The sequence below is a fragment of the Bradyrhizobium macuxiense genome, assembly GCF_001542415.1.
In the GTDB taxonomy this organism is placed as follows: Bacteria; Pseudomonadota; Alphaproteobacteria; order Rhizobiales; family Xanthobacteraceae; genus Bradyrhizobium; species Bradyrhizobium macuxiense.
In genome coordinates, this window is record NZ_LNCU01000013.1 from 34,880 (window position 1) to 61,133 (window position 26,254).

Annotated in this window: 25 protein-coding genes and 1 pseudogene; 15 read left to right on the plus strand and 11 right to left on the minus strand. The window is 65.2% G+C overall.

Annotation, left to right across the window (positions count from 1 at the left end; genetic code table 11):
* Positions 1-17: 17 nt before the first annotated feature.
* Entirely contained in the window at positions 18-620 is a 603-nt protein-coding gene (locus tag AS156_RS02915) for a YidB family protein (RefSeq protein ID WP_066499829.1), read from the plus strand.
* A 43-nt stretch (positions 621-663) separates the two neighbouring features.
* Positions 664-942, plus strand: coding sequence for a GlsB/YeaQ/YmgE family stress response membrane protein (locus AS156_RS02920; protein ID WP_066499744.1), 279 nt, complete (start codon positions 664-666; stop codon positions 940-942).
* Positions 943-1,072: 130 nt separating this feature from the next.
* Here the strand turns inward: AS156_RS02920 and AS156_RS02925 are convergent, their stop codons facing one another.
* Positions 1,073-1,855 carry an SDR family NAD(P)-dependent oxidoreductase gene (locus AS156_RS02925; RefSeq protein WP_066499831.1) on the minus strand — a complete coding sequence of 261 codons (783 nt, stop codon included), beginning with the start codon at positions 1,853-1,855 and terminating at the stop codon, positions 1,073-1,075.
* A gap of 261 nt (positions 1,856-2,116) precedes the next feature.
* Here AS156_RS02925 and AS156_RS02930 point away from each other — a divergent pair, with 261 nt between their 5' ends.
* The 3 genes from AS156_RS02930 (at position 2,117) to AS156_RS02940 (ending at position 5,364) form a co-directional block, all read left to right on the plus strand.
* On the plus strand, positions 2,117-3,184 hold the full coding sequence (locus AS156_RS02930; RefSeq protein ID WP_066499752.1) for an acyl-CoA dehydrogenase family protein: 1,068 nt from the start codon (positions 2,117-2,119) through the stop codon (positions 3,182-3,184).
* A gap of 18 nt (positions 3,185-3,202) precedes the next feature.
* Positions 3,203-4,363: an acyl-CoA dehydrogenase family protein gene (locus tag AS156_RS02935; RefSeq protein ID WP_066499755.1), complete on the plus strand. Its 1,161-nt coding sequence runs from the start codon at positions 3,203-3,205 to the stop codon at positions 4,361-4,363.
* A 200-nt stretch (positions 4,364-4,563) separates the two neighbouring features.
* The gene (locus AS156_RS02940; RefSeq protein ID WP_066499757.1) at positions 4,564-5,364 is read left to right on the plus strand and encodes an enoyl-CoA hydratase/isomerase family protein; all 801 of its coding nucleotides are present in this window, start codon (positions 4,564-4,566) and stop codon (positions 5,362-5,364) included.
* A gap of 158 nt (positions 5,365-5,522) precedes the next feature.
* Here AS156_RS02940 and AS156_RS02945 read toward each other — a convergent pair whose 3' ends face one another.
* The 4 genes from AS156_RS02945 to AS156_RS02960 form a co-directional block, all read right to left on the minus strand.
* Positions 5,523-7,637, minus strand: coding sequence for an acetate--CoA ligase family protein (locus AS156_RS02945; protein ID WP_066499760.1), 2,115 nt, complete (start codon positions 7,635-7,637; stop codon positions 5,523-5,525).
* A 306-nt stretch (positions 7,638-7,943) separates the two neighbouring features.
* Positions 7,944-8,699, minus strand: a complete 756-nt coding sequence (locus AS156_RS02950; RefSeq protein ID WP_066499765.1) for a VOC family protein — start codon at positions 8,697-8,699, stop codon at positions 7,944-7,946.
* Between the two features lie 3 nt (positions 8,700-8,702).
* Positions 8,703-9,497, minus strand: coding sequence for an enoyl-CoA hydratase (locus AS156_RS02955; RefSeq protein ID WP_066499768.1), 795 nt, complete (start codon positions 9,495-9,497; stop codon positions 8,703-8,705).
* 161 nt (positions 9,498-9,658) lie between these two features.
* Positions 9,659-10,864 (minus strand): ABC transporter substrate-binding protein, encoded by a 1,206-nt coding sequence (locus tag AS156_RS02960; RefSeq protein WP_066499771.1) that lies wholly within the window; start codon positions 10,862-10,864, stop codon positions 9,659-9,661.
* A 178-nt stretch (positions 10,865-11,042) separates the two neighbouring features.
* On the opposite strand from AS156_RS02960, the gene AS156_RS02965 reads away from it, so the two are divergent.
* Positions 11,043-11,813, plus strand: coding sequence for a thermonuclease family protein (locus tag AS156_RS02965; RefSeq protein ID WP_136625977.1), 771 nt, complete (start codon positions 11,043-11,045; stop codon positions 11,811-11,813).
* A gap of 59 nt (positions 11,814-11,872) precedes the next feature.
* On the plus strand, positions 11,873-13,372 hold the full coding sequence (locus AS156_RS02970; RefSeq protein ID WP_066499778.1) for a M48 family metalloprotease: 1,500 nt from the start codon (positions 11,873-11,875) through the stop codon (positions 13,370-13,372).
* A 50-nt stretch (positions 13,373-13,422) separates the two neighbouring features.
* Here AS156_RS02970 and AS156_RS02975 read toward each other — a convergent pair whose 3' ends face one another.
* Positions 13,423-14,712 carry an MFS transporter gene (locus tag AS156_RS02975; protein ID WP_066499780.1) on the minus strand — a complete coding sequence of 430 codons (1,290 nt, stop codon included), beginning with the start codon at positions 14,710-14,712 and terminating at the stop codon, positions 13,423-13,425.
* A gap of 189 nt (positions 14,713-14,901) precedes the next feature.
* Between AS156_RS02975 and cyoA the strand changes: the two genes are divergently transcribed.
* From cyoA to AS156_RS03015, 8 genes are read left to right on the plus strand one after another with little or no spacing between them, the layout of a single operon-like run.
* A complete protein-coding gene (cyoA, locus tag AS156_RS02980) occupies positions 14,902-16,068 on the plus strand; it encodes a ubiquinol oxidase subunit II (RefSeq protein WP_066499782.1) in 1,167 nt (388 codons plus the stop codon).
* A gap of 9 nt (positions 16,069-16,077) precedes the next feature.
* Positions 16,078-18,087: a cytochrome o ubiquinol oxidase subunit I gene (gene cyoB, locus AS156_RS02985; protein ID WP_066499784.1), complete on the plus strand. Its 2,010-nt coding sequence runs from the start codon at positions 16,078-16,080 to the stop codon at positions 18,085-18,087.
* Positions 18,084-18,713, plus strand: coding sequence for a cytochrome o ubiquinol oxidase subunit III (gene cyoC, locus AS156_RS02990; protein WP_066499786.1), 630 nt, complete (start codon positions 18,084-18,086; stop codon positions 18,711-18,713). Before cyoB ends, cyoC begins: the two co-directional genes overlap by 4 nt.
* Complete coding sequence (gene cyoD / locus AS156_RS02995; RefSeq protein WP_066499788.1) at positions 18,710-19,099, plus strand: cytochrome o ubiquinol oxidase subunit IV; 390 nt, start codon at positions 18,710-18,712, stop codon at positions 19,097-19,099. The genes cyoC and cyoD overlap by 4 nt, the downstream gene beginning before the upstream one ends.
* 44 nt (positions 19,100-19,143) lie before the next feature.
* Positions 19,144-19,920 carry an SURF1 family protein gene (locus AS156_RS03000; protein WP_066499790.1) on the plus strand — a complete coding sequence of 259 codons (777 nt, stop codon included), beginning with the start codon at positions 19,144-19,146 and terminating at the stop codon, positions 19,918-19,920.
* 7 nt (positions 19,921-19,927) lie between these two features.
* Positions 19,928-21,283, plus strand: a complete 1,356-nt coding sequence (locus tag AS156_RS03005; RefSeq protein ID WP_245312525.1) for an ATP-binding protein — start codon at positions 19,928-19,930, stop codon at positions 21,281-21,283.
* Positions 21,273-21,809, plus strand: coding sequence for a response regulator transcription factor (locus tag AS156_RS03010; protein WP_066499793.1), 537 nt, complete (start codon positions 21,273-21,275; stop codon positions 21,807-21,809). The genes AS156_RS03005 and AS156_RS03010 overlap by 11 nt, the downstream gene beginning before the upstream one ends.
* A 7-nt stretch (positions 21,810-21,816) precedes the next feature.
* Positions 21,817-22,236 (plus strand): hypothetical protein, encoded by a 420-nt coding sequence (locus tag AS156_RS03015; protein ID WP_066499796.1) that lies wholly within the window; start codon positions 21,817-21,819, stop codon positions 22,234-22,236.
* A gap of 41 nt (positions 22,237-22,277) precedes the next feature.
* On the opposite strand, the gene AS156_RS03020 is transcribed toward AS156_RS03015, so the two are convergent.
* The 5 genes and pseudogenes from AS156_RS03020 to AS156_RS03040 form a co-directional block, all read right to left on the minus strand.
* Positions 22,278-23,546 carry an MFS transporter gene (locus AS156_RS03020; RefSeq protein WP_066499797.1) on the minus strand — a complete coding sequence of 423 codons (1,269 nt, stop codon included), beginning with the start codon at positions 23,544-23,546 and terminating at the stop codon, positions 22,278-22,280.
* 183 nt (positions 23,547-23,729) lie between these two features.
* Positions 23,730-24,521 carry a CarD family transcriptional regulator gene (locus AS156_RS03025; RefSeq protein ID WP_082747290.1) on the minus strand — a complete coding sequence of 264 codons (792 nt, stop codon included), beginning with the start codon at positions 24,519-24,521 and terminating at the stop codon, positions 23,730-23,732.
* A gap of 410 nt (positions 24,522-24,931) precedes the next feature.
* Entirely contained in the window at positions 24,932-25,270 is a 339-nt protein-coding gene (gene fdxA / locus AS156_RS03030; protein ID WP_066499798.1) for a ferredoxin FdxA, read from the minus strand.
* Positions 25,271-25,398: 128 nt separating this feature from the next.
* The gene (locus AS156_RS03035; RefSeq protein ID WP_066499800.1) at positions 25,399-25,668 is read right to left on the minus strand and encodes an RNA-binding S4 domain-containing protein; all 270 of its coding nucleotides are present in this window, start codon (positions 25,666-25,668) and stop codon (positions 25,399-25,401) included.
* A gap of 10 nt (positions 25,669-25,678) precedes the next feature.
* Positions 25,679-26,254 (minus strand): annotated as a pseudogene (locus AS156_RS03040) (helicase-related protein); the annotation flags it as partial.

Sequence of the window (26,254 nt, forward strand, 5' to 3'; positions counted from 1 at the left end):
TGCGGCAGGAGACGATCATGGGTTTACTCGACGTACTCAACGGCATGCAGAACGGGCCCCGCGGTCCGAGCGCGCCGACCACACAATCCGACAGCTCCAGCGGCGGCGGAATGTCGCCGATGACGATGGCCATCCTGGCCCTGCTGGCCTGGAAGGCAGTCAAGCATTTCACCGGCAGCCAGCCCGGCACGGCGGCCCCCGCACCGACACCGACGCAGGCTCCGCCGCTCCCCGGCAACGTGACCGCGGGCCTCCCCGGCGGTGCTTCGGGCGGCGGTCTTCCTGACATCCTCAAGGGCGGGCTGGGCGGCCTGCTCGCGGGCGGCGCGGCCGGCAGCGTGCTTAGCGGCGGCCTCGGCGATCTGCTCAACCAGCTGCAGCAGAAGGGCCATGGCGACACGGCCAACTCCTGGGTCAGCAACGGCCCCAACAAACAGATCTCTCCCGGCGATCTCGCCAATGCGCTCGGCGCCGACCAGATCGACTCGCTGGCCTCGCAGAGCGGCATGTCGCGCGATGATCTGCTGCAGGGCCTGAGCCGGTATCTGCCCGACGCGATCAATCACCTCACGCCGGACGGACGGCTGCCGAGCGGCGACGAGCTGCACGGCCGGCTGTGACGGCGAAATCCCGATGCGTGATTAGCAGCAGAGGACGACAGACATGAGCGGCATCATCTGGGTGATCATCGTCGGCTTCGTCGCCGGCATCATTGCGCGATTCCTGTCGCCCGGGCCGAACAACCCGAGCGGGTTCATTCTCACCACCGTGCTCGGTATCGCCGGCGCGTTCCTGGCCACCTTTGTCGGCCAGGCGATCGGCCATTACGGCCCCGAGCAGGGTGCAGGCTTCATCACCGCCACGATCGGCGCGGTGGTGGTGCTGTTCATCTGGAACCGGCTGGTCGCCGCCCGCGTGATTCCGGATCAGGGAAACAGGTGACGGCGTAGGCTGTCATTTCCCCCAGCGTCATTGCGAGCGTAGCGAAGCAATCCATCTCACCGCTTGGAGGAAATGGATTGCTTCGTCGCTTCGCGCCTCGCAATGACGGAGGAGCCGCCGCAGCGCCACCTCACTGAATCAAATGCATGCCGGCGTCCATGCGGACGAACTCGCCGGTCATGTTGCTCGACGCCGGACTCGCCAGGAAGCAGACGAGGTTGGCGATATCCTCCGCCGTTGACGCGACCTTCAACGGCACCCGCGCCACCACGGCATCGCGCACCTGCTTCGCGCCCGCCTCGCCGCGGCCCTTGGTGAACCACGGCGTATCGATATACCCCGGACAAACCGTGTTGACGCGGATCAAGGGTGCCAGCGCGCGCGCCAGCGACTGCGTCATGGTGTTGAGCGCGCCCTTGCTCGCGGCATAGGCGACCGACGAACCACCGCCGGAAATGCCGGCAACCGAGGAGACGTTCACCACCGCCGACGGCCGGCCGGAAGCCTTCGCACCGGCCTCAAGCAAGGCACGCGCGGCACGCACCATCTGGAACGGGCCGATGGTGTTGACGGCATAGATGCGCTGGAAATCCTCCGCGGTCAGTCCATCGAGGTCATGATGCGGCACATGCTTGGTGGTGCCCGCATTGTTGACGAGCACGTCGAGCCGGCCCCAGCCCTGTGCGGCCGCGGCGATCTTCTTGCAATCTTCGTCACGCGAAACATCGCCCTGCACCACGAGGACGTCGGCGCCCTGCTTGCGGCACGCTTCCGCGGTCGCTTCCGCCTCCGCCTTGCTGTTGGAGTAGTTGATGATGATACGTGAGCCTTCGGTGGCGAGAATTTGCGCGGTGGCCGCGCCGAGTCCCGATGCAGATCCCGTCACGATCGCGCACAAACCTTCCTTCGACATCTGCATTTCCCCTTCGTTGTTCTCTGCCAAATGAATTCCGGCGGTGGCATACCATATCGTGCGAGGCAGTCCCGGAAAATCTGCGAAATCCGCAGTGCGGAATTAATTCATCGCATGGCGGACAGCATGCCGCAGCCGCAAGCGGCCCTGCGGGCAACGCTTGTCACGGCTATGGCTTTTCCGCATCATTGAGCGCAAGACAACACCGCAAGCAGGGCCCCACTGAGTGGCCGGTCCGCGCCAATCAACAAGAGGAACGCTGTGGCGGAGAGTGAGAACATCGTCGCCGAGACCGCGGAAAAGATTTTCGCCGATCTCGCCGATGCCCAAACCATCAATCACGACAAGCAGGGCGCATGGAAGGCGCCGTTGTGGCAGGCGCTGACCGAAGCCGGCCTGCCGCTCTCCTGGGTGCCTGACGATCTCGGTGGTTCCGGCGCCAGCCTCGCCGAAGGTTTCAGCGTCCTCAACGTCGCCGGGCGGCACGCGATCGCAGTTCCGCTGGCTGAAACAATGCTCGCCGGCTGGCTGCTGACGCAGGCCAGGATCGCGTCTCCCGAAGGCGAGATGACGGTGGTGCCGGCAGGCCCGAAGGACCGCATTACCCTCAATTCCGACGGCAGCCTCTCCGGCCGCGCCCGCGGCGTGCCGTTCGCGAAGGACGCGAAGCACTTCGCGGTGCTGGCGAGTGGCAATGGCAGTAACTCGATCGCGCTGGTCGATGCCGCGAAATGCCGGACCGAATCCGGCACCGGGCTCGGCGGCGATCACAGCGATACCGTCACGCTCGACAAGGTGCCGCCGATCACCATCAAGCCTGCGCCAAAGAACTTTGACCAGACCGCGCTGATGCTGATGGGCGGCGTGGTGCGGAGCCTGCAGATCGCGGGTGCTCTGGAAGCCATGCTGGACATCTCCGTGCGCTATTCCAACGAGCGTGTCGCCTTCGAGAAGAAGATCTCGAGATTCCAGGCCGTGCAGCACAACCTCGCCCGCCTCGCCGGCGAGTCCGCCGCGGCACTCGCCGCAGCGACCTCGGCGGCCGACACCATCGTCAGCGCGACGTCGCTCGACAACGACGCCGTGTTCCTTGAAGCGGCATCGGCAAAGATCCGCTGCTCGGAAGCGGCCGAGAAAGGCGGCGGCATCGCGCATCAGGTGCACGGCGCGATCGGCTTCACCATCGAGCACATCCTGCACCGCTACTCGCTGCGCGCACTCGCCTGGCGCGACGATTTCGGCTCGGAAAGCCATTGGGCGGTCGAGCTCGGCAAGCTCGTCGCCAACCGCGGTGCCGATGAATTGTGGCCGCTGGTGGCTTCGCGCTGAGATCAGGACAGAGACATCATGACTGCAGCCCTTCGTTTCGATCCGATCCGCCTGCCGGAAAAGTGCGAGCAGCTCCGCAAGGAAGTGCGCGCTTTCCTGGCCGAGGAAATCGCCGCCGGCACCTTCGACCCCCATTCGCCCAACCGCGAGGACAACGACGCGCCGGAATTCTCGCGCCGCGTCGGCGCCAAGGGCTGGCTCGGCATGACCTGGCCGAAGAAATATGGCGGCCAGGAGCGCTCGTTCCTCGAACGCTATGTGGTGACCGAGGAGATGCGGGTGGCGAACGCGCCGACCCGGCGGTTCTTCGTCGCCGATCGCCAGAGCGGCCCGGTGCTGCTGAAATACGCGCCCGAGCACATCAAGATGGACATCCTGCCGCGGATCTGCCGCGGCGAGGTCTGCTTCGCGATCGGCATGAGCGAGCCGAACTCGGGCTCCGACCTGTTCGCTGCGAAGACGCGCGCGACCAAGACCGACGGCGGCTATCTCATCAACGGCACCAAGATCTGGACCTCGTCGGCGCATATCGCCGACTACATGATCGCGATCTTCCGCACGTCACCGCCGACCAAGGAAAATCGCCGCCACGGCCTGACCCAGTTCCTGGTCAAGATGAAGCAGCCGGGCATCCAGGTGAACCCGATCGGCCAGATCACCGGGCAGTTCGAGTTCAACGAAGTGGTGTTCACCGATTACTTCGTGCCTGACGATCACGTGCTGGGCGAGATCGACGGCGCCTGGAAGCAGGCCACATCCGAGCTCGCCTATGAGCGCAGCGGTCCCGAGCGCTTCCTCGAGACCTACTATGTGCTGACCGAGCTAGTGCGTGCCGTGGGCAAGAACCCGGACACCCGCAGCGCCGAAGGCATCGGCCGCCTGGTGGCGCAGGTCCACACCATGCGCCGCATGTCGGTGTCGGTCGCAGGCATGCTGCAGGCCGGCAAAGAGCCGGTGGTGGAAGCCTCGATCGTCAAGGACATCGGCACGGTGTGGGAGCAGCAGCTGCCGCATCGTGTCCGCGATCTCGCCGCCTTCGTCGAGGAAACCGCCACCAACCGCGAGACGCTGGAAAAGCAGCTCGACTTCGCCATCAAGACCGCGCCCAAGCTGACGATCCAGGGCGGCACCACCGAGGTGCTGCGCGGCATCATCGCCCGCGGCCTTGGCCTGCGCTAGCACGATGGAGCCGATGATCCTACCGCGCGCGCCCTTCACCTCTCCCGGAGGGAGAGGTCGGCGCGCAGCGCCGGGTGAGGGATTACGGTCCCTTGAGAAAGCGCGCCCCCTCACCCGATTTGCTGGCGCAAATCGACCTCTCCCCTTGGGAGAGGTGGCACCTTTTGCGCCGAGAGATTGAAGCCTTACGGAGACAAGAGATGACCAAGTACACTGATATCGGCGTCGAGACCCACGGCCATGTCGGCCTGATCGAAATCCGCAAGCCCCCGCTGAACTTCTTCGACGTGTCGCTGATCAACCAGATCGCCGACGCACTGGAGGAGTTCGACAACAACATCGAGATCCGCGCCTCGGTGCTCGCCGCGCAGGGCAAGGCGTTCTGCGCCGGCGCCAATTTCGGCGATCCGGCTCGCCAGGAGCAGGAGGAGCGCGCCAAGACCGATCCGGCGTCGAACCTGCCGATCAACCATCTCTATGTTCAGGCGGTGCGCATCTTCCGCAACAAGAAGCCGATCGTCGCGGCCGTGCAAGGCGCCGCGATCGGCGGCGGCCTCGGGCTTGCCGTCTCGGCCGACTTCCGCGTCGCCTGCCCGGAAACGCGCTTCGCCGCGAACTTCACCAAGCTCGGCTTCCATCCGGGCTTCGGCCTCACCACCACGCTGCCGGAGCTGATCGGCAAGAACAACGCCGAGCTGATGTTCTACACCAGCCGCCGCGTGACCGGCGAAGAGGCCTATCGCTGGGGCCTTGCCAATGTGCTGGTGCCGCAGGACCAGGTGCGCGCTGCCGCGATGAAGCTCGCGCAGGAGATCGCCGAATGCTCGCCGCTCGGCCTGGTCTCGACCCGCGCCACGATGCGCGCCGGCCTCGCCGACCGTGTGCTTGCCGCAACCAACCACGAGCTGGTCGAGCAGAACAAGCTGCGCTCGACCGAGGACTTCAAGGAAGGCGTCAAGGCGACCGCCGAACGTCGCGTCGCGAACTTCAAGGGGCGGTAGCCTCGCGCGCAATTCTCGCCACGGGTCGTCCCTGCGAAGGCAGGGACCCATACGTCGCGGCCCGCGGAAAGGGCACAAGCGGCGTCGGCTTCTCTCATAACTCAGTTCAGTGGTTATGGGTCCGGCTTTCGCCGGGACGACGCTGGGGAGATAGCTTACTAACCCCTCGGCACCACCAGCGCATCGACGATGGTGACGCCCTGTCCTTCCGGATGCACCAGCACCGGATTGACCTCGATCTCCGCTATCTCGCCTGCGTGCTGGGCTGCCAGCACCGAAATCTCCGAGATCAATCGCGAGAGCGCCGCAACATCTGCCTTCGGGACGCCACGGAATCCCTGCAACAAAGGCACAGCCTTCAGCGCCTCCAGCATCGTCATCGCCTCCGCCGCACTTACCGGCGCCGGACGATAGGTCACATCCTTGAACAGCTCGGTGGTGATGCCGCCGAGACCGACCATCACCATCGGCCCGAACGTCGCATCGACCATCGTGCCGACGATGATCTCGACGCCCTTCTTCGCCATCGGCCCGACCAGCACGCCCTGGATCGCGGCCTGCGGCCGGTGCTTCTGCACGGTCTCCAACATGTCGCGATAGGCCGTGAATGCCGCGCCCTTGGCAGCGATGTTGACACGGACACCGCCGACCTCGCTCTTGTGCGGGATATCGGGCGACTGGATTTTCATCACAAGCGGGAAGCCGACCTGCTCGATCGCGGCGTCGAGCCCATCGCGCTCAATCACCAGCACCTCGCCCGGCAGCGCGATGCCGGCCGCGCGCAGCAGCGACTTGCTGTCGAATTCCGACAGCGTCTTCGACCTCAGATGTGCCGAAAGATCGTGCGCCGGCGACGCCGCGCTTTCTACCTCGGGCGCCAACCTGAATTTCGCGTAGTCGGCCAAGCGCCGCATCGCGACACCGACATGCGTCAGCCCCGACAACACTACCGCACCGGATTTAGCCAGCTCCTGCCGCGCGAATTGCGACGGCAGCGTGTACGAATAGAACACCACCGGCTTGCGCCGCGCCGCGATCACCGGCTTCAGCTCCGCCTCCTTGAACGGCATCCGCACCTCGCTCGACAGCGACAGCACGACCAGCGTCGCGTCGACTTCATCTGAGGTATCGAACAACTCGATGCTCTTCTGCAGGCCGCCACTGGAGACGCCCTGCGCCGTCACGTCCACGGGATTGCCTGCCGCGCCATAAGACGGCATCCACTGCTTGATCTGGCCCTGCACATCAGCCGAAAGCTCGGGCACGCGCAGGCCCTGCATCGACACGGTGTCGGCGCCCCAGATGCCGGCGCCGCCGGACACGGTCAGCACCGCGACGCGATCGCCTTTCGGCAGCGGATTGGTGGTCAGCACCGCAGCGATCGTCACGGCTTCGTCGAGATCGTTGGAGACGATGAAGCCGTATTTGGCGAACACCGCATCATAGGCCGCCGACCATCCCGCCATGCTCGCGGTGTGCGAGGCGGCCGCGCGCTCGCCGGCGCCGGAGCGGCCGACCTTGGTCACGATCACGGGCTTCTTCAACTCGGCCGCCCGCTTCGCAGCGGCCATGAACTTGTCGACGTCGCGGATGCCTTCGATGAACAGCAGGATCACGTCGGTCGACGCATCCTGCACCATGTAGTCGAGGAACTCGCCCGCCCCGAGATCGCTCTCATTGCCGGCGCTGACGATGTAGCTGAGGGCTACGCCGAGCGCCTTGGCGCGATGATAGATCGCAAAGCCGATGCCGCCGCTCTGCGCGACAATGCCGATCCGCCGCTTGCTTGCGACCATCACCGGCGCATCCGGCTTGACGTCGACGGTCGGGCTGAAGGTCGCGGCGACCTTCTGGACCTGGCTGTAAAAGCCTTCCGCATTCGGCCCGGAGATTCGCATGCCGGTCTTCCGCGCCAGCGCCACGATCGCATCCTGCATCGCCGCGCTGTCGCCGCCCTCCTCGGCAAAGCCGGACGAGATGATGACGGCGTTCTTGACACCCACCGCCGCGCACTGCTCCAGCGCCGCCAGCACCGCGCGCGCCGGGATGACAATGACGGCAAGATCGATCGGCGCACCAACGTCGGCGACCGACTTGAAGCATGTCAGTCCGTCGATCTCGTCGTAGTTCGGATTGATCGGATAGAGGCTCCCCGGATAGCCGTTCTTGCGCAGCATCCCGAGCAGCCGCCCGGGGATCTTCTCATGATCGCGCGAGGCGCCGATCAGCGCGATGCTTGCGGGCGCGAAGAATGAATCGAGCGGATGCGGCATGGCGGGCGTTCCGATTGTTGCTGTTGGCCTCGACGATATTGAATCGCCGCTGCCGGCTCAACCACCACTCCCCGCCATCCCACCCTCGCCTTTGCGCGGGATACCGGGTCGGAGAGGTCTGACCACCAAATCCATCCACGTCATTGCGAGCGAAGCGAAGCAATCCATCTCACGGCATGCGGAGCAATGGATTGCTTCGTCGCGTCGCTCCTCGCAATGACAGTAAGCGCGTAGCGCAATCCGGGGGCCGATCATCCACGGAGAGTGCGGTCCCGGATTTCGCTTCGCCCCATCCGGCTACGGATGTCAGGCCGTCAGGCGGAACGTCACGCCACAGAGGGAGAATTCATCGCCCGACACCGCGCAGCCCTTGGCCTTCGCTGCCTCCAGCACCTTCGCCTTGTTCGCGACCTTGAACGTCAGCGCGCTCATGATCTCGCTGTCGCCTTTGACGAAGCGGAAACTGCTGTTCGGCAGCTTCACCGTGGTCTCAGCAGCTGGGATGCCGATGATCCTGCCCCAGTGTTCGGCCAACGCCTGCGGGTCAGGGCTCCGCATCTCGACCTCGGTCAGCGCCAGGGTCGTGTCCTTGCGGATCGACTTCTGCCAGTCCGGACCGGCGGGCGGATACGGACCGAGAATGTCGTCGCTGCCCTCGGTGTGATTGAACTCGATGAAGGCAGCGCGGCAGTCGCGCGGGTGCAGTTGCACGCCGTGATAGGGCGCGTGGGTGATCACGTTCGCGGTGCGCACGCCCATCGCATTGGCCTTCGCACCGCGCGCGTCGGGATCCTCGCAGCAGAAGATCGCCATGTAGCCGCCGCGGCCGCCGGTCTTCTCGATGAAGCGGCCGGCCGCCGTGCCCGGCCCGGGCTGGAACGGCGCGACCACCTCCAGAAGGATGGTGTCGACCGGCAGCAGCGCGTTTTCCAGGCCGTATTTGGCGACATTACCGTCGCGGTAGCAGACATCGAGGCCCATGACCGCGGAGATGTCCGAAATCACGGGTTCGAGCTGCGGCGCCACCAGGCAGATCTGCCGCAGCCGCATGTAGTCGGCCATCGCCTACTGCCCCTGGAAGGTTGGCTTGCGCTTCTCGACGAAGGCCTTGGCCGCCTCCTTGTGGTCGGCGGTTTCGCCGGCGCGCGAGTGGTGGATCGCCTCGCCGTCGAAGCAGGCTTCGAGCGTCATCGTCTCGGCATTGTTGATGTTGCGCTTGATGTAACCGAGCGCGATCGACGGTCCCTGCGCCAGCGACCGCGCCAGCTCGAGCGTCGCCGCCTCGATTTCCGCATCGGGTACCACCTTGCTCACCATGCCGAGGCCAAAGGCCTCCTGCGCCGACAGCACCGGCGACATCAGATAGAGCTCGCGCGCCTTGGCGCTGCCGAGCATCTTGGTGAGGAAATAGGTGCCGCCGTAATCACCGGAGAAGCCGACCTTGGCAAAGGCGGTCGTGATCTTGCACGAGGCGCTGGCGACGCGCAGATCGCAGGACAGCGCGATCGACAGTCCGGCGCCAGCCGCGGCGCCATCGAGTTGCGCCACCACCGGCTTCGGCATCTGGTGCAGGATGCGCGAGACCTCCATGCCGCGGCGGAGGTTCGCCATCTTGTTCTCGAACGACAGCGGCGCCCGGCCTTCCGCCATCGACTTGACGTCGCCGCCGACGCAGAACGTTCCGCCGGCGCCCTTGATCAGCACCGCGCGCACCTCGGGATCGTCCTGCGCGCGACGGGCGGCGTCGACCAGCCCGCGCGTCATGTCGGGATTGAGCGCGTTGCGCCGGTCGGGACGGTTCATCGTGATCGTGAGCAGGCCCTGGTCGAGGGATTGGAGGACCATCTGATTATCGCTCATGGCGTTTTGCCTTTCGTTGTTGTTAGCGTGATCTTTCCGTCGTCATTGCGAGGAGCTCGCGACAAAATTGCAGAACAATTTTGCGCTGAAGCGACGAAGCAATCCATGTTTTGGTTACGCGGCCCGATGGATTGCTTCGCTTCGCTCGCAATGACCGCAAGCTATTTCTTCACCAGCGGGCAGCGCGAGTCTGCCAGCGGCTGGAACGCCTGGTCGCCCGGCACGGTCGCGAGCAGCTTGTAGTCGTCCCAGCGGCCCTTGGATTCCGACGGCTTCTTGACCTCGAACAGATACATGTCGTGCACCATGCGGCCGTCCTCGCGGATCTTGCCGTTCTTGGCGAACATGTCGTTGATCGGCGTGTCCTTCATCAGCTTCATGACGGCAGCCGAATCCGTGGTGCCCGCGGCCTTCACCGCCTGCAAATAATGCAGCACGGAGGAATAGACGCCGGCCTGCGCCGAGGTCGGCACCCGCTTGGTGCGCTCCATGAAACGCTTCGTGAAGGCGCGGGTCTCGTCGTTCATATCCCAGTAGAAGGCTTCCGCGAGCAAGAGGCCCTGCGCGGTCTCCAGCCCGACGCTGTCGATGTCGGTCACGAAGGCGAGCAGCGGCGACAGTCTCTGGCCGCCCTTGGTGATGCCGAACTCAGCCGCCTGCTTGATCGCGTTGATGGTGTCGCCGCCGGCATTGGCGAGGCCGATCACCTTGGCCTTCGAGGCCTGCGCCTGCAGCAGGAAGGACGAAAAATCCGAGGTGTTGATCGGGTGCCGTACGCTGCCGAGCACCTTGCCGCCCGACTTCACCACGACGGCACTAGTGTCCTTTTCCAGATCCTGGCCGAAGGCGTAGTCAGCGGTCAGGAAGAACCAAGTGTCGAGGCCGGATTTCACCGCGGCAAGCCCGGTGACGTTGGCCTGCGCGAAGGTGTCGAACACATAGTGCACGGTGTAGGGGCCGCAGGCCTCGTTGCTGAGACGGATCGAGCCGGGACCGTTGAAGATGATGATCTTGCCGCGGGCCTTGGCGATCTCGGCCGCGGCCAGCGCGGTGGCAGATGCCGCGACGTCGAAGATCATCTCGACGTGCTGGTTGTCGAACATGTCGCGCGCGATATTGGCGGCGAGGTCGGCCTTGTTGAGATGATCGGCGACCACGACCTCGATCTTGCGGCCGAGCACCTCGCCGCCGAAATCCTCCACCGCCATCTTTGCCGCGGTTTCGCTGCCGGAGCCGGTGATATCGGCATAGAGGCTCGACATATCGAGGATGCCGCCGAGCTTCAGCGGGGGCTTGTCCTGCGCCTGCGCCACGGTCGCCGAAATCGCAAACACGCAGGCCAAAGCACCGGCCAAAACTCGTCTCATCAAATGCCTCCCTTGAAGGCCGCGCCGCATTCCATTGCGGCGGGTCCGTTTCACGCGCGGGATCATGCCGCATGCCATTCACAGCGGCAAGCCGTGGAGCCGCCACGCGTTTTCCGCTGAACGGAATGGTCGAGATGTGCGAAGATCAGCCCATGCAGATTCCATGTAGATGTTGTCGATGCAGATTCCGTCGGCGCTGACCGGCACCGTGCTCCTCGCATGCGCGACACTGTTCGCCTGCGGCGCAGGCCGGGCCGTGGAATGCAATTTCGAGGCGCAAGGCGAAGGCCGGGTCGCGGCGGTCGTCGATGCGCGGAGCTTCCGCCTGGATGACGGACGCGAGGTCAAGCTTTCCGGCATCGAGGTGGCGGACGGCGCGAAAGCCCGCGCAGCCTTGTCGGCGCTGCTGATCGGCCGCGACGTGACCTTGCGCGGCGGCGACGATATGCCGGACCGCTATGGCCGTCAGCCCGCCTATGCCTTCCTTGCGGGTAGCGAAACACCCGTCCAGAGCGAGTTGCTGCGGCAAGGCCTGGCTCTGGTTTCACCTGAGATCCCCGACCGGAGCTGCGCTGCCGCGCTGATGGCCGCCGAGGCCGAGGCCCGGCAGGCCCGATCAGGAACCTGGGCCGGGTCCAGCGTCATAAAAAACGCCGAAAGTCCGGGCGATATTTTGACCGCTATCGGGCGCTTTACCGTGGTCGAGGGCAGGGTTTTGTCCGTGCGTCAGGCCGGCGCAACGACCTACCTGAATTTCGGTCGGAACTGGACTCGGGACTTTGCGGCGACTATTTCAAGGCGCATAGTCCCTGCGTTTGAGGCGGCCGGGCTCGCGCCCAAGTCCCTCGAAAATCGTAGGATTCGCGTCCGAGGCTGGGTGGAAGCGCGACGTGGGCCACGAATCGAATTGCTCAGGGTGGGGCAGATTGAAGTGCTCCGCGGAAACTAGGGGATGTGTCCGCATGGACCGTATCCCAGCCGTTTACTCGACAATTGTGAGTTGTAGACGTGATTGAGCGTGCAGGACGGCGTGAGGGACTGACTGGCCGCCGCCTTTCGGCTGCGCCCGCGCTCGTCTGCGCCGCGTTGACGCTCGCGGCCTGCGGCAATATCGGCCGACTTGAGCAGGTCACGCCCACGGCTACGGCCGCCGCCCCGGTGGTGAAGCCAAACCGCGTGGTGCAGCAGACGCCCGCGAGCGAGCGCGAGCACGAGCGCATCCTGTCCTCCTATGGCGGCGCCTACGACGACCCGAAGCTCGAGGCGCTGATCAGCAAGATCGTCGACCGGCTGGTCGCGGCCTCCGAGCGACCCGACCAGGCCTACAAGGTCACCATCCTCAATTCCGGCGCGGTGAACGCCTTCGCACTGCCGACCGGCCAGCTTTATGTCACGCGCGGATTGATCGCGCTCGCCAGCGACACCTCCGAGCTCTCCTCCGTGCTCAGCCATGAAATGGCGCATGTGCTGGCGAAGCACGCCTCGATCCGCGAAGACCAGGCGCGGCAGGCGGCGGTGGTGACGCGCGTCGTCACCGACATGAGCACCGATCCCGATCTCACCGCGCTGGCGCTGGCCAAGACCAAGCTGACGATGGCAAGCTTCTCGCGGCAGCAGGAATTCGAGGCCGACGGCATCGGTGTCGGCATCGCGGCCCGCGCGCATTTCGATCCCTACGGCGCGTCGCGCTTCCTGACCGCGATGGAGCGCAACGCCGCGCTCAAGATCGGCAGGACCGCGCTCGATCCGCGCGCGCAGGACTTCCTGTCGTCGCATCCGGCAACGCCGGAGCGCATCGCCAATGCGCAGACGATCGCCCGGCAATACACCTCGCCCGAGAGCAATGAGCGCGATCGCGAGACCTATCTCGCCGCGATCGACAACATCGTCTACGGCGAAGACCCGAGCGAAGGCTTCGTCCGCGGCCGCCGCTTCCTGCATCCCAAGCTCGGCTTCACCTTTACGGCGCCCGACAGCTTCACGCTCGACAATACGGCGCAGGCCGTAATCGGCGTGCGCGAGGGCGGCAGCCAGGCGATGCGCTTCGACGTCGTGCGGGTGCCGGCCGAGCAATCGCTCGGCGACTATCTCAATTCAGGCTGGATGGAAGGCGTCGAGAAGTCGTCGACCGAGGACCTCAACATCAACGGCTTCCCGGCGGCATCGGCGACCGCGCATGGCGACCAGTGGCAGTTCAAGGTCTACGCGCTGCGCTTCGGCAGCGACGTCTACCGCTTCATCTTCGCCGCCAAGCAGAAGACCACCGAGAGCGAGCGCAACGCGCGCGAGACCGTCAACTCGTTCCGCCGCCTGACGCTCGAGGAGATCCAGGCCGCGCGCCCGCTGCGCATCAAGGTCATCAACGTGCAGCCCGGCGACACCGTGGAATCGCTGTCGCACCGCATGGCCGGCGTCGATCATCCGACCGAGCGCTTCCGCGTGCTCAACGGCCTCGATGCCCATGCGCAGGTGAAGCCGCGCGACCGCGTCAAGATCGTGGTGGATTGAACCGCGCCGGCGCGCGCAGGCCGGCCGTTCCGCGTCGACGGGTTGTTCCGCTAGCCGTCGGCCTCACGCAGACCGCTCAGCCACAGCGCGAGCAGCGTCCAGACCGCGCCCGAGAGCAGATACGCACCGGCTGAGATCAGGCCGAAATGCGTTGCCAGCAACAGCGCCGCCAATGGCGCGAAGCCGGCGCCGAACAGCCAGGCGAAATCCGAGGTCAGCGCGGACGCCGTGTAGCGATAGGTCCGCGCGAAGCTCGAGGCGATCGCGCCCGAGGATTGGCCGAAGGAGAGGCCGAGCAGCACGAATCCGAGCACCATGTAGACCGTCTCGCCGAGCGGACCGGCGTCGAGCAGCTGCGGGGCGAAGCCGCTATACACCGCGATCGCAATCGCCGAGCCGATCAGCAGCGGCTTGCGACCGACACGGTCGGCGATCATGCCCGAGGCAATGATCGCGGCGACGCCGACCATGGCGCCGACCATCTCGATGAACAGGAAGCGCACCGGGCTTTCCTTGGTGAACAGGAACACCCAGGACAGCGGGAACACGGTCACCATGTGGAACAGCGCGAAGCTCGCCAGCGGCGCGAACGCGCCGAGCAGGATGTGACGTCCCTCCTGCGCGATCGTCTCGCCCACGCGCGAGGGCTGCAGGTCGCGGCTTTCGAACAGGTCGGAATATTCATCCGTCGCCACCATGCGCAGCCGCGCGAACAGCGCCACGACGTTGATGGCGAAGGCGACGAAGAACGGGTAGCGCCAACCCCAATCGAAGAAATCGTCCGCCGACAGGTTGCCGGCAAAGAAGGCGAACAGCGCGCTCGCCACGATCAACCCGAGCGGTGCGCCGAGCTGCGGCACCATCGCGTACCAGCCGCGATGCCGGGCCGGCGAATTCATCGCGAGCAGCGACGGCATGCCGTCCCAGGCGCCGCCCCAGGCGATGCCCTGCGCCGCCCGCGCGGCGGCGAGCAGCCAGATCGCGGCCACGCCGATCTCGCTGTAGCCAGGCAGAAACGCGATCGCCACCGTGGCGGTGCCGAGCAGGAACAGCGCGATGACGAGCTTGGCGCCCTTGCCGTGGCGGCGGTCGACCGCCATGAAGATGATGGTGCCGAGCGGACGCGCGGCGAAAGCCAGCGCAAACAACCCGAAGGAATAGAGGGTGCCGGTCAGCTCGTTGACGAACGGAAACACCAGCTTCGGAAACACGATCACCGACGCGATCGCGTAGACGAAGAAGTCGAAGAATTCCGACGTGCGTCCGATGATGACGCCGATGGCGATTTCGCCGGGTTTCGCATGCCCGTGACCTGAGGTCGCCGGGTTGCCGTGAGCCATTGCTGGGGCCTGTGCCATCGCGCCGTGAACCGTCCTTGGAGTGAGGCCGCGGGCAGACTTTGCCCATGGTCCATCCGACTGTTTCGCGCCCCATCTCGCAGTGCAACATTGGACAAATTGTCCAATGTCCGTTTTGTTGCATCGCAGCTACCCCTTGGCGGAACTCATAAAATTCCAGCGGGGTAAGCTGTGCGCGCCTTGAAACTATTGGCCTTATTGCCGTTTGCGGCGCTGCTTGGCGGGTGCGATTTCGTCGTCCTGTCGCCTGCCGGCGACGTCGCCGCCCAGCAGCGCGACCTGGTCGTCATCTCGACCGTCCTGATGCTGCTGATCGTCCTGCCCGTGATGGCGCTGACGGTATTCTTTGCCTGGCGCTACCGCCAGTCCAACACCGCAGTACCTTACGAGCCGGAGTGGGATCACTCCACCCAGCTCGAGCTCGTGATCTGGTCGGCGCCGCTCCTCATCATCGTCTGCCTGGGTGCGCTGACCTGGATGGGTACCCATCTGCTCGATCCCTATCGCACGCTCGGCCGCATCGACGCCGGCAAGGCGATCGAGAGCAAGGACGCACCGCTCAATGTCGAGGTCGTCGCGCTCGATTGGAAGTGGCTGTTCATCTATCCCGATTACGGCGTCGCCGCCGTCAACGAGCTCGCCGCTCCGGTCGATCGCCCGATCCGCTTCCGCATCACGGCCTCCTCCGTGATGAACTCCTTCTACATCCCGGCGCTCGCCGGCCAGATCTACGCCATGCCGGGGATGGAGACGAAGCTCCACGCGGTCGCCAACCAGCAAGGCACCTTCAAGGGCTTCTCCGCCAACTACAGCGGCGCCGGCTTCTCCGGCATGCACTTCGCGTTCAAGAGCCTGTCCGCCGCCAACTTCGACAAGTGGATCGCGGGCGCCAAGGCCAGCACCAGCATGCTCGGCCGCTCCGACTATCTGCAACTCGAACGCCCGAGCGAGAATGATCCTGTTCGTCTCTACGGCTCGGTGGATCGCGACCTCTACAAGGCGATCGTCAACATGTGCGTCGAGACCGGCAAGATGTGCGTGAGCGAGATGATGGCGATCGACGCCAAGGGCGGCCTCGGCCGCGAGGGTCTCAACAACACGCTGCCGCTCACTTACGACAAATACGCGAGGCGCGGCGCGCCGCTCGGCAATTCGCCGACCTTCGTCGCCGGCATCTGCTCGATGGACGAGATCAAGGACGCGCCGTCGCGCGACGTCTTCGCTCCATTGGACATGACACCGCTGCGCGGCGTCGGGCTGAAGCGCCCGCCATTCTCTCCTGCCCATCCGTCATCGACGTCGCTGCTGTCAGGCCAGCGCCCGAAATCAGAGTCCTAAGAGGGCCGCATGTTCAACAATCCTGAAATCATCAAGACGATCTTCGGCCGCCTGACTCTGGAATCGCTGCCACTGCACGAACCGATCGTGGTCGGCACCTTCGCCGTGGTCGCCACCGGCGGCCTCGCGCTGTTCGCCGCCGTCACTTATTTCCGGCTGTGGAGTTATCTGTGGCGCGAATGGTTCACCACCGTCGACCACAAGCGCATCGGCATCATGTACATGATCCTCGGCATCGTGATGCTGCTGCGCGGCTTCGCCGACGCCATCATGATGCGCCTGCAACAGGCGATCGCCTTCAACGGCTCGGAAGGCTACCTCACCTCGCACCACTACGACCAGATCTTCACCGCGCACGGCGTGATCATGATCTTCTTCGTCGCGATGCCGCTGGTGACGGGCCTGATGAACTACGTGATGCCGCTGCAGATCGGTGCCCGCGACGTCTCGTTCCCGTTCCTGAACAATTTCAGCTTCTGGATGACGGTCGGCGGCGCGGTGCTGGTGATGGCCTCGCTGTTCATCGGCGAGTTCGCCCGCACCGGCTGGCTCGCCTATCCGCCGCTGTCCAACATCGGCTACAGTCCTGACGTCGGCGTCGACTATTACATATGGGGCCTGCAGGTCGCGGGCGTCGGCACGACGCTATCCGGCATCAACCTGATCTGCACCATCGTCAAGCTGCGCGCCCCGGGCATGACGATGATGAAGATGCCCGTCTTCACCTGGACCTCGCTCTGCACCAACGTCCTGATCGTCGCCTCCTTCCCGGTGCTGACCGCGGTGCTGGTGCTGCTGTCGCTCGACCGCTATGTCGGCACCAACTTCTTCACGAACGACTTCGGCGGCAGCCCGATGATGTACGTGAACCTGATCTGGATCTGGGGCCATCCCGAGGTCTACATCCTGGTGCTGCCGGCGTTCGGCATCTTCTCGGAGGTCACTGCCACGTTTTCGGGCAAGCGGCTGTTCGGCTACACCTCGATGGTCTACGCCACCGTCGTCATCACCATCCTGTCCTACCTGGTCTGGCTGCATCATTTCTTCACGATGGGCTCCGGCGCCAGCGTGAACTCCTTCTTCGGCATCACGACGATGATCATCTCGATCCCGACGGGCGCGAAGATGTTCAACTGGCTGTTCACGATGTATCGCGGCCGCATCCGTTTCGAGCTGCCGATGATGTGGACGATCGCGTTCATGCTGACCTTCGTGGTCGGCGGCATGACCGGCGTGCTGCTCGCGGTGCCGCCCGCCGACTTCGTGCTGCACAACAGCCTGTTCCTGGTCGCGCACTTCCACAACGTGATCATCGGCGGCGTGCTGTTCGGCCTGTTCGCCGGCATCAACTACTGGTTCCCGAAGGCGTTCGGCTTCAAGCTCGATCCGTTCTGGGGCAAGCTGTCGTTCTGGTTCTGGGTTTCCGGTTTCTACCTCGCCTTCATGCCGCTCTATGTTCTCGGCCTGATGGGCGTCACCCGGCGCCTGCGCGTGTTCGACGATCCGAGCCTGCAGATCTGGTTCATCCTCGCCGCCATCGGCGCGTTCCTGATCTTCCTCGGCATCATCTCGATGCTGGTACAGTTCGCGGTCAGCATCATGAAGCGCGAGCAGCTCCGCGACGTCACCGGCGATCCCTGGAACGGCCGGACGCTGGAATGGGCGACCTCGTCGCCGCCGCCGAACTACAACTTCGCGTTCACGCCCGTCGTCTACGACAATGACGCCTGGTGGGACATGAAGCGCCGCGGCTACAAGCGTCCGCTGTCCGGGTTCAAGCCGATCCACATGCCCTCCAACACGGGCACCGGCATCATCCTCGCCGGCCTCGCCACCGCGATGGGTTTTGGCTTGATCTGGTACATCTGGTGGCTTGCCGCCGTGTGCTTCGTCGGACTGCTCGCGGTCGCGATCGGCCACACCTTCAACTACCACCGCGACTTCGACGTCCCGGCCGCTGAAGTCAGCCAGGTCGAGGACGCCCGAACGCGCCTGATCGCCGCGGGAGCCCAATCATGACCCTTGCAACTGTCTCGACGCAAAGCTCCGAGCCGGTCTTTCACGTCATCGACGAGCACGCCCATCCGGAAGGCGCCAGCACCATGCTGGGCTTCTGGATCTACCTGATGAGCGACTGCCTCATCTTCGCGATCCTGTTTGCGACCTTCGGCGTGCTCGGCGGCAACTACGCCGCCGGCCCCGCGCCGAAGGACCTGTTCGACCTCAAGCTCGTCGCGCTGAACACGACGATGCTGCTGCTCTCCTCGATCACCTATGGCTTCGCCATGCTGACGATGGAGAAATCGAAGGTCGGCGCGACGCAGGCCTGGCTCGTGATCACCGGCCTGTTCGGCCTTGCGTTCCTCGGCATCGAGCTCACCGAGTTCGCGCACATGATCCATGAGGGCGCGACGCCGCAGCGCAGCGCCTTCCTGTCGTCCTTCTTCACGCTGGTCGGCACCCACGGTCTGCACGTCACCTTCGGCCTGGTCTGGTTGACGACGCTGATGGTGCAGGTCGCGCGTTTCGGCCTGATCGAAGCCAACCGGCGCCGCCTGATGTGCCTGTCCATGTTCTGGCACTTCCTGGACGTGGTCTGGATCGGCGTCTTCACCTTCGTCTATCTCCTGGGAATGCTGCGATGACCTCAGACTCTCACGCTTTGCCCTCCACGGGCGATCACGGCCACCATGCGCATGATGCGGCCTCCCACGGCACGCTCTCAAGCTACCTGATCGGCTTCGGCCTCTCCGTCGTCCTCACGGCGGTGCCGTTCTGGCTGGTGATGACGGGTACGATTGCCGATAAGCAGGTCACCGCGCTGATCGTGCTGGTGCTCGCCGCCGTGCAGATCGTCGTGCACATGGTCTACTTCCTGCACATGAACACCCGGTCCGAGAACGGCTGGACCATGATGGCGCTGATCTTCACGGTCATCATGGTGGTGATCGCGCTGACCGGCTCGCTGTGGGTCATGCATCACCTCAACGTCAACATGATGCCCGTGCACGACATGAGCCAGATGCCGTGACAATACGGTCTTCCAGGCCCTCCCTGTGGCTCCTCACGCTCGGCATGCTGGGCGTGGCGCTGCTGACCGCGCTCGGCGTCTGGCAGATCGAGCGCAGGACCTGGAAGCTGGCACTGATCGAGCGTGTCGAGCAGCGCATTCACGCCGCTCCCGCCGGACTACCGGCCCCGTCATCCTGGCCGGCGGTGACCGCCGCCGGCGACGAATACCGTCGCGTCACCGTGACCGGCACGTTCCTGAACGCGGACGAGACCCTGGTGCGGGCTGTGACCGACGACGGCCCGGGCTTCTGGGTGCTGACGCCGCTGCGAACCGCCGACGGAACCACGGTGCTGGTCAACCGCGGCTTCGTCCCGGCCGATAGACGCGATCCGGCGACACGGCGCGAGGGCGATCCGCGGGGGATGGCGACCGTCACCGGCCTGCTGCGGATGTCGGAACCGAAGGGCGGCTTCCTGCGCAGCAATGACCCCGCCGCCGGCCGCTGGTACTCGCGCGACGTCGCGGCGATCGCGGCCACGCACGGATTGTCGCAGGTCGCGCCCTTCTTCGTCGACGCCGACGCCACCGCCAATCCCGGCGGCTACCCGGTCGGCGGGCTCACCGTCGTGCGGTTTCACAACAGCCATCTGATTTACGCGCTGACATGGTTCACGCTGGCCTTTATGCTGGCGGCCGCACTCCTGCGCGCCGTGCGCGGCAGGGGTCGCACCGCCGGCTCCGATCCACGACGGGCCGCCGTGCGCCGCCTGATCGGCACAGCACGCAACCTGTCTCGCAACCCAGGCCCAGATGCTCGAGCGCACATCGGATCTGCATGACGACGAAATGGCGGAAGGGACCGCCGTGACGCCGCATGCCGGCAGCGCACCGACCGGCCTGCCGATCGACCTCACCGCGCCCACACCGACCGACGCCGCGACCAACCGCAAGAACATGGCGCTGCTGATCCAGCTGCGCTGGACGGCGGTGATCGGCCAGATCGTCACCATCGGCTTCGTGCAGTTCTGGATGGGCATCGCGCTGCCGCTGCTGCCGATGGCCGCCGTGATCTGCGGCCTGGTGGCGCTCAATCTCGTCTGCCTGCTCTGGGTGCGCTACCGTGCCGATATCAACAACCGCGAACTTCTGATCGCGCTGACGCTCGATGTGGCGGCGCTGACAACCCTGCTCTATCTCAGCGGCGGCGCCACCAATCCCTTCACGTCGCTCTATCTGCTGCAAGTGACGCTCGGCGCGGTGCTGCTCGACGCGGCGTCGACCTGGTCGCTGGTGGCGCTGATCTGCATGAGTTACGCCTGGCTCACCAGCTATTACGAGCCGCTGGCGCTGCCGCAGGAAGGATATGGCGACGCATTCAGCCGCTACATCGCCGGCACCTTCATCGGCCTCGTGCTCGAGGCGGTGCTGCTCGTGGTGTTCGTGACCCGGATCAACCGCAATCTGCGCGACCGCGACGCGCGCCTGGCCGCGTTGCGCCAGGACGCCGCCGAGCAGGATCATATCGTGCGGATGGGCCTCCTGGCATCCGGAGCCGCGCACGAGCTCGGCACACCGCTGTCGTCGCTTTCGGTCATCCTGAACGACTGGCGCCGCATGCCGGCATTCACCTCCGATCCCGAACTGTCGCAGGACCTCGGCGAGATGGAGACCTCGCTCCAGCGCTGCAAGACGATCGTGACGGGCATCCTGCTGTCCGCCGGCGAAGCGCGCGGCGAAGGCTCGTCGCCGACGACAGTTGCGGCCTTCCTGACCGCATTGGTGGACGAATGGCGGACGACACGGCCCTCGGCCACTCTGTATTTCCGCAACGCGTTCGGCGCCGACCTGCCGATCGTGTCCGACATCGCGCTCAAGCAGGCGATCTTCAACGTGCTCGACAATGCCGCCGAGGTCTCGCGCGACTGGATCGAGCTGATGGCGGAGCGGAGGGACGAGAGGCTGGTGCTGTCGGTGACCGATCGTGGACCGGGCTTCGCGCGCGAGGTGCTGCCGAATATCGGAAAGCCCTATCAATCGACCAAGGGCAGACCCGGCAGCGGCCTCGGCCTGTTCCTGGTCGTCAATGTCGTGCGCAAGCTTGGCGGCGTGGTGACGGCGCGCAACCGGCCGGATATCGGTGCTGCGGTCAGGCTCGAACTTCCGCTCTCGACACTCGTGATCGGAGACGAACTTGACGGATGAACGCCAGCTTCTGATCGTCGAAGACGACGCAGGCTTTGCTCGCACGCTGAAGCGTTCGTTCGAGCGCCGGGACTACGGCGTCGTTGTCGCCGCCTCGCTCGACGAGGTCCGCCATCTGCTTGAACAGCAATCGCCCGGCTATGCCGTGGTCGACCTGAAGCTCGCCGGCGGCGCCTCCGGTCTTGCCTGCGTGGAAGCGCTGCATGCGCATGACCCGGAGATGCTGATCGTCGTGCTGACGGGATTCGCCAGCATTGCCACCGCGGTCGAAGCGATCAAGCTCGGCGCCTGCCACTATCTGGCAAAACCGTCCAACACCGACGACATCGAGGCCGCATTCCAGAAAGCGGCCGGCAATGCCGCCATCGAAGTCGGCGCGCGCCCGACCTCGATCAAGACGCTGGAATGGGAGCGCATCCACCAGACATTGATCGAGACCGATTTCAACATCTCCGAGGCCGCCCGGCGGCTCGGCATGCACCGCCGCACCCTAGCGCGCAAGCTCGAGAAGCAGCGGGTGAAGTAGCTCCGGTATGACCGACGCCGACCGCCTCTTCCAGCCCCGCTCCGACGATGCCGACGACGCGACGATGATCGCGGAGGCCATCGGCTGCGTCGAACGCTTTACGGATCGCTTCAATGCCCGCGACCTTGCCGGCATGGATGCGTTGCTGCACTTCCCGCACGTCATCCTGTCGGGCGAGCAGCTCGTGATCTGGGACGGGCCGGGCAAGCTGCCGGCGTCATTCTTCGATGAACTGTCGCGCGACACCGGATGGGCGAAGACCAGCTATCAGCGCAAGGATCCCGTGCTGGTCAGTCCGCGCAAGGTCCATCTGCTAGTTGAGTATACCCGCGATCGCGCCGACGGATCGATCGCGAGCCGCCACCGCAACCTCTGGATCGTGACATCAGAGGACGGCCGCTGGGGCATCAAGCAGCGTTCGTACTGAAGCGGAGGCGCGCTTTTGGCGTCGCGACAGGGCTCGCGACGTCAAGCGTCGGCCGCAAGTTGCGGGGTTTGCATTGGCCCGTGAGCTTGGCGCGCATTGATCGCGGCAAAAGCGCGCCATGGCAGCAGCAGCGGCGTGAGCAGCAGGAGCAGACCGCTGATCGCGATCGCGGCGCGGGCCCCGGCAAGGGCGGCCAGCACACCCCAGAACGCAGTCAGCAGCGCGATGGATGCGCTGCTGGTGATCGACCACGCCGTCAGGATACGCGCGGTTCGGTCCATCTCGATCTGCCCGAGGCGATACGCCGCCAGAACGGGGGTGAAGACGCCAATGCAGGTGACGAGCCCGAACTGGAGCAGGAACACGAGGACGATGCCGGCCGCACCTTTCGGCATGAAGGCGAGGCAGACCGACCAGCACACCCGCAGGGTGCCGGCGATGAGCAGAACGGCGTGCTGTCCGAACCGTGCGACCAAAGTGGGCGCGAGCCGCGCACCGATCAGGCCGCCGATGCACGGCGCGCCCAGTGCAAGCCCGTACTGCCACGGCGCAAAGCCGAGGTCGCCGAGCATCAGCACCGCGAGCAGCGGCGCGGTCGCCATGATCAGGCCGTTGACCAGCACGGAGTTGAAGAAGAACGAACGCAACGCGGAATGGACGAGGATGTAGCGCCATCCCGCGAGCAGATCGGCCGCACGAAAGGCCGGTGCGTCGCGGCGCGCGGGCACCGGCTCCGTCCCGGCGATCGCGCGGATCGCGGCCGCCGACAACAAATAGCTGATCGCATTGGCGACCACGGTCACCACCGAACCGAACACTCCGATCGCCGCGCCGCCGAGCGGCGGCCCGATCGCGGTCGCCGTCCAGATGGTGGCTTCAAGCCGGCCGTTGGCGATCACCAGGTCTTCCGGCTTCACCAGCGCCTTCAGGCAGGCGCCGCTGGCCGCGCGGAAGGCGATATCCGCGGCTGCGACGATCACAGACACGACGAGGAGCTGGGCGAAGCTGAGCCACCCCAGCATGAAGGCGACGGGGACGCTCAGCATCGCGGCGAAGCGGACAATATCCATCGCGATCATCACCGGCTGCTTGCGCCGGAATTCGATCCACGGACCGAGCGGCACCGCCATCGCGGCCCCGGCCAGCGGCCCGACCGCGGCCAGCGCCGAAACGGCTCCCGGCCCGACATGCAGCACGAGGATCGCGATCAGCGGGAAGGCATCGAATGCGACCCACGTGCCGACCGCGCTGATCGCGAACGCCGCCCACAACCAATCGAATCCGCGCCCCAGCGATCGTCCTGCAAGCATGCCGCGCCCCTCGCCGGTCCAGCGATGTCATGTCGTTGGCGAGGGATCAGGAGCTATGAGTCGCAGCATTCCGCCAAGCGCGATTTGTGCAAGGCCTGCATGCCGCGAAGCGCGATGTACCCTCCAAAAACAAAAGGCCCGATCTTTCGACCGGGCCTTCCGTCTGAAATCTGTCAGCGCTGCTTACGCGGCTTCGTCGGCCACGCTGGTGTCGTCGCCGTCGGTATCGAGATCGTCACCGTCGGCATCGCCCTCGGCTTCACCTTCGGCAGATTCGGCCTTGGCGCCGCGGCGCGGGCTCTTGGCGAGCTGGCTCTCGATCTCCTTGACCGCTTCGGTCTCGGTGGAGTGCTGCACCACGGCGATTTCGCGCGACAGGCGGTCGAGCGCCGCTTCATACAGCTGGCGCTCGGAGTAGGACTGCTCGGGCTGCGATTCCGAACGATAGAGATCGCGGACCACTTCGGCGATCGCGACGATGTCGCCCGAGTTGATCTTCGCTTCGTATTCCTGGGCGCGGCGCGACCACATGGTGCGCTTGACGCGGGCGCGGCCCTTCAGCGTCTCCAGCGCCCTCTTGACCAGCGACGGCTCCGACAGTTTGCGCATGCCGACATTGGCGACCTTCGCCGTCGGGACGCGCAACGTCATCTTGTCCTTCATGAAATTGATCACGAACAGCTCGAGCTTGGCGCCCGCGATCTCCTGCTCCTCGATGGCCAGGATCTGGCCGACGCCGTGAGCCGGATAGACGACGAATTCATTGGCCTTGAAGCCCTGACGCTGGGTCACGACCTTCTTCTCCTCGACGCGCGGAGCAGCGGCCGGCTTCGCGGCAACCTTCGGGGCGGCGGCGGGAACGGCAGCCTTCGGGGCAGCCGGCTTGGGCGCCGCGGCAGACTTGGGGGCGACCTTCGCAGCAGCGGGCTTCGCAGCTGCCACTTTCGCGACAGTCTTGGCAGTCTTTTCTGGCATCACGCTTCTTTTGTTCTTTGAGGACTTTGCGGCCGAAGCCTTCTTGGCATCCTTCGCGGTCGCCTTGGCACGGCCCTTGGGTGCGCTGCGAGCAACTACAGCGGCTTTCTTTGTCGTCTTTGAAGCACTCTTTTTACGCGTTTTCTGTGACACAGCCTGCGCGCGGAAACTGCCACGCCCCTGTTCGAGTTTGCGGGAACCTCGAAGCCACAAGGTACGCATGGCAGCGGGTTCTTGGCTTGTAATGTGCTCAATATAGCACATTTTCCGCAAAAATCAATGATTTACGCCCGATTCCGGACATAGGGCGGGACCTCGCGGTCATATGTCCGTCATTAGGGTTAAATCGGCAGGCCGTTCAGGGGCCGGAACGGGCCGAAGCCCGCCCGTATCAGGGTAGGATCAACGAATCAGTCGCCGGTTCCCGGATTCGGAGAAAAATATTTCTCAAATTTGCCCTCTTTGCCTTCCCACTCCTTGGCGTCTTCGGGCGAATCCTTCTTCTGGGTGATATTCGGCCAGCTCTTGGCGTAGTCGCGGTTCACCTCGAGCCACTTCTCCAGGCCCGGCTCGGTGTCCGGCTTGATGGCGTCCGCCGGGCATTCCGGCTCGCACACGCCGCAATCGATGCATTCGTCAGGATGGATGACCAGCATGTTCTCGCCCTCGTAGAAGCAATCGACGGGGCAGACCTCGACGCAGTCGGTATATTTGCACTTGATGCAGGCTTCAGTGACGACGTAGGTCATCCAAAACTCCGAAAACGGTCAACTTTTTCTGGGGTTGCCTAGCGCAGGAATACCGCAGCCGCAAGGGAATCGGGCTCCCAAAAGCGTAAAGGCGTTCCGCGCAAAACCGGATTGCAGCCTCTAGATAGCTATTCCCTGCCGGCTTGCAAATCATCATAGAGCACGCGCGCGGAGGTGGCGTCGCCGCGCCGCTCGGCAAAGCCCGCGACTTTCAGCACGCGGACGCTGTTGTCGAGCGCAACCGTGACGACATCACCGAGCTTGACCGCATGTCCCGGCGATTTCTCGCGCACGCCGTTGATGCGGACATGCCCGGACTCGACAAGCGCGGCCGCACTGGTGCGGGCCTTCACCACCCGCGCGTGCCACAGCCATTTGTCGAGCCGCTGTCTGTCCAAGGGGGTTGGATTATTCCTTACGGTTGCCCGCGAGCTGTTCCTTCAAGGCGGCGAGCTTTGCGAATGGCGAGTTCGGATCGATCGGCCGGTCACGCTCGCGCGGCGCGCTCGACGCGTAGGGCCGATGCGACGGGCCGCTCTCGCGCTTGTCGCGACCGCCCTTGTCACGGCCGAAATCGCGGCCGCCGCGATCACGATCGCCGCGGTCGCCCTTGTTGCGGTCGCCGCCCCCGAACTTGTTGTCGCGGCGCCGCTCATTGTTGTCGCGATCGCGTCCCTTGCCGTCGAAGCGCTCGCGGCGCTGGCCGCGGTCCTCTCTGTTGTCGCGGGCCTGCGCGCCGTCGGCAGGCGCCGCTGCCGCTTCCGCGGGCGCGCCGGGGCGCGGTACACGGAAATCCTGGTGCCGGCGCGGACGGCGATGATGCTCGCGCTTCTCGCCACCGCCGCCTTCGGCAGCCTGCTGCGCGCCACCCTCGGCCTGCTGGCCCTGATGGCGGCCGCGGTTGCGGTCGTGACCCCGATGATGCTGACGGCGTTGCTCGTCGGAGCGGCCGCCGGGACGCCAGACTTCGACCAGCTGCGGCTC

Coding starts and splice junctions, on each gene's coding strand:
- AS156_RS02945 (WP_066499760.1), bottom strand. CDS start 7,637: ATGCCGCATCCGCTCGATTCATTCTTCGCGCCCGCAAGCATCGCGCTG.
- AS156_RS03000 (WP_066499790.1), top strand. CDS start 19,144: ATGCTGGGCGTGGCGCTGCTGACCGCGCTCGGCGTCTGGCAGATCGAG.
- cyoB (WP_066499784.1), top strand. CDS start 16,078: ATGTTCAACAATCCTGAAATCATCAAGACGATCTTCGGCCGCCTGACT.
- fdxA (WP_066499798.1), bottom strand. CDS start 25,270: ATGACCTACGTCGTCACTGAAGCCTGCATCAAGTGCAAATATACCGAC.
- cyoD (WP_066499788.1), top strand. CDS start 18,710: ATGACCTCAGACTCTCACGCTTTGCCCTCCACGGGCGATCACGGCCAC.
- AS156_RS02975 (WP_066499780.1), bottom strand. CDS start 14,712: ATGGCTCACGGCAACCCGGCGACCTCAGGTCACGGGCATGCGAAACCC.
- AS156_RS03005 (WP_245312525.1), top strand. CDS start 19,928: ATGGCGGAAGGGACCGCCGTGACGCCGCATGCCGGCAGCGCACCGACC.
- AS156_RS03020 (WP_066499797.1), bottom strand. CDS start 23,546: ATGCTTGCAGGACGATCGCTGGGGCGCGGATTCGATTGGTTGTGGGCG.
- AS156_RS02950 (WP_066499765.1), bottom strand. CDS start 8,699: ATGGCCGACTACATGCGGCTGCGGCAGATCTGCCTGGTGGCGCCGCAG.
- AS156_RS02960 (WP_066499771.1), bottom strand. CDS start 10,864: ATGAGACGAGTTTTGGCCGGTGCTTTGGCCTGCGTGTTTGCGATTTCG.
- AS156_RS02920 (WP_066499744.1), top strand. CDS start 664: ATGAGCGGCATCATCTGGGTGATCATCGTCGGCTTCGTCGCCGGCATC.
- AS156_RS02940 (WP_066499757.1), top strand. CDS start 4,564: ATGACCAAGTACACTGATATCGGCGTCGAGACCCACGGCCATGTCGGC.
- AS156_RS03015 (WP_066499796.1), top strand. CDS start 21,817: ATGACCGACGCCGACCGCCTCTTCCAGCCCCGCTCCGACGATGCCGAC.
- AS156_RS02965 (WP_136625977.1), top strand. CDS start 11,043: ATGCAGATTCCGTCGGCGCTGACCGGCACCGTGCTCCTCGCATGCGCG.
- cyoC (WP_066499786.1), top strand. CDS start 18,084: ATGACCCTTGCAACTGTCTCGACGCAAAGCTCCGAGCCGGTCTTTCAC.
- AS156_RS02925 (WP_066499831.1), bottom strand. CDS start 1,855: ATGTCGAAGGAAGGTTTGTGCGCGATCGTGACGGGATCTGCATCGGGA.
- AS156_RS02935 (WP_066499755.1), top strand. CDS start 3,203: ATGACTGCAGCCCTTCGTTTCGATCCGATCCGCCTGCCGGAAAAGTGC.
- AS156_RS03025 (WP_082747290.1), bottom strand. CDS start 24,521: ATGCCAGAAAAGACTGCCAAGACTGTCGCGAAAGTGGCAGCTGCGAAG.
- AS156_RS02915 (WP_066499829.1), top strand. CDS start 18: ATGGGTTTACTCGACGTACTCAACGGCATGCAGAACGGGCCCCGCGGT.
- AS156_RS02955 (WP_066499768.1), bottom strand. CDS start 9,497: ATGAGCGATAATCAGATGGTCCTCCAATCCCTCGACCAGGGCCTGCTC.